This is a genomic window from Aminobacter sp. P4_H6_2 (assembly GCF_056400805.1).
Genome location: NZ_JBFUKO010000770.1, coordinates 1 through 2,281 on the forward strand (window position 1 = coordinate 1; position 2,281 = coordinate 2,281).

The 2,281-nt window shown below is 57.8% G+C and carries 3 protein-coding genes; 2 read left to right on the plus strand and 1 reads right to left on the minus strand.

What is annotated here, in order from left to right:
* A partial coding sequence (locus AC1DUU_RS29870) for a hypothetical protein (protein ID WP_476786935.1) occupies window positions 1-294 on the plus strand: 294 nt, incomplete at its 5' end.
* Here the strand turns inward: AC1DUU_RS29870 and AC1DUU_RS29875 are convergent.
* On the minus strand, window positions 291-419 hold the full coding sequence (locus tag AC1DUU_RS29875) for a hypothetical protein (protein WP_476786936.1): 129 nt from the start codon (window positions 417-419) through the stop codon (window positions 291-293). The two genes, AC1DUU_RS29870 and AC1DUU_RS29875, sit on opposite strands and share 4 nt — an antisense overlap.
* A gap of 836 nt (window positions 420-1,255) precedes the next feature.
* On the opposite strand from AC1DUU_RS29875, the gene AC1DUU_RS29880 reads away from it, so the two are divergent.
* Window positions 1,256-2,281 (plus strand): aspartate-alanine antiporter-like transporter (locus AC1DUU_RS29880; protein WP_476786937.1); only part of this gene is annotated, 1,026 nt, incomplete at its 3' end.

Sequence of the window (2,281 nt, forward strand, 5' to 3'; positions counted from 1 at the left end):
CGGCCGGTCTCGTCCTGCACGACCATCTCACCATCAAGGATGGATGGCATCGCGTTTGATCAGAGCGCGCACGGCGGCCAGCACCGAAGCATTCCGGGTGAATGCAATCGCATGCCCGCCGACGAGATGGATCTGTGTCCGGTAGCCGTCGTATTTGATCTCATGCGACCAAGCATCGCCAATCAGCTTGTCGGTGGAGGGCGGTCCTTCATGCACATGCAGCTTGGCCGGCGCCTCCCGGCTGAGTCATCCAAAGCAGCGCCGGCCTGGCTCCCGCTGCAAGAGTTCGACTAGCTCAGCAGCGGGCAGCTCGGCGAGCGGCCGAAGGTGACATAGATGCGGTCGCCGTTGCGGTCGCGGCCTTGGACCTCGATCGTCCGTCGGCCGACATCTGCGATGCGGGCACGGCGTATGCCCATGCTTTCGGCCTTGTCGAGCGCGCGGCCCTCGGTGCAATCCGCTGCATACTGCGGCGATTGTCGGGATAGAAGCCATCGCGGTAGCCGTCCTGGCGGCAATCCTCGTAGCGCGGGTTGCAGCCCTCATTCAGGCGCAGTCCATCGCGACCAAATTCAAGTTGGATGTCTTGCGCAGAGGCAGGCAGAGGCAACCCAACGCCCATGCCGGCAACGAGCGCACAACCGATCAGGATTTTACGCATCTTATCCGCTCCTGTTGTTAGGCTCATGGATCTAAATGCAACGGGCACCTTCAAGGTTCCCGCTGGAGCAGCTCACGCGACTTTGGCTGTGCTCGCCGTGGCTTGGATCTCGGTCTGTGCGCTACCGCCTCAAACCGTTAACGCCGAGCTGGCGTTTAAGACCAATCACGAAGGGGGAAAATGGCGCGCCCGCTTCTGAGGGGATCGAAACGAGGCGAGCGCGCCGCTCGAATCTCAGGTCAGAGCGGAAATCACATTAGGTGCGACTTTCTCAACGTCAACCAGTCGTTTTTTTCGAAATCAAAAATAAACGCGCTTGGCGGAACTCGACCAGCCACGACTTTGACGACCTAAAGGAAGAACCGGAGGAGAAGCTGCAAGGGCACAAAGCCAACGTGATATGGAAGTTAGAATAGCTCGCATCCAGGCCAAGGAGCCACGATGGGTTCGGGGATGACGTGACCGCCAATATAGTCTTGGCCKTTCTTGACGGAAAGCTCGCCTGTCCAGCCCTCGAAACCTAGCTGCGGGTATGTCTTGCATTCGCCCCAGATGAGCAGATGCTGGCTGGGCACAACTGACATGGGGGAACGCATGACTTATTTTGTGCAGGCACTGCAAAACAATCCTGAGCTGGCCATCTTCCTTACGCTGGCAGTTGGCTTCGTGATTGGCCGCCTGAGGTTTGGAAGCTTTAGTCTCGGCATTGTCGTGGGGACACTCTTCGCAGGAGTATTGATCGGACAACTCGATATCAAAGTCCCGCCCATCGTGAAGGTCATATTCTTTGATCTATTCCTCTTCACTACCGGCTACAAAGTAGGGCCGCAGTTCTTTCGAGGACTGAAAAAGGACGCAATTCCGCAGGTTCTGCTCACGGTCGTTCTTTGCGTTGCATGTCTGCTTACAGCATTCGGTTTCGCAAAGCTGCTGAACTACGACATCGGCACGGCAGCTGGGCTCCTCGCGGGCGCGTTTTCCGAGTCGACAGTGATCGGCACCGCCGGCCAGGCCATTCAGCGCCTCCCGTTGTCCGATGCTGAGAAAAGCGCGCTGCTAAATAACATCCCGGTCGCCTATGCGGTCACTTACCTGATTGGAACTGCCAGTCTCGTCTGGTTCCTTCCCACCATCGGGCCCAAGTTGATGGGTATAAACCTGCGTGAAGAAGGTGCTCGTATGCAGGCTGCGCTGGCGGGTTCGTCGGAGCTTGGCCCAGGCGCCAACTCCGGAACCAAATTTTTCGACGTCCGGGCCTACCGCGTTACGAACCCCATACTTTTTGACAAGACCTTGGCTGATATCGAGGCAATGCCCAAGGACACGCGGGTCTTCATTGCGCGCATTCGCCGAGGCGCCGAGATATTGGAGCCTCGACCTGACTTGGCCATCCGCGAGGATGATGTTGTTGCTGTGCTCGCTCGCCAGGAAATTCACGTGAGGCGAGGGGACGTAATTGGTCCTGAAGTGGACGACAAATCTCTGCTGGACGTCCCGTTAGATGTGCTGGATGTCGTGGTTACGCAACGCTTTGTCGTAGGACTGTCGCTCGATGACTTGACCAAGCTGGAGTTTGCACGCGGCGTGTTTCTTCGAAGGCTTACACGCGCCGGACATGAG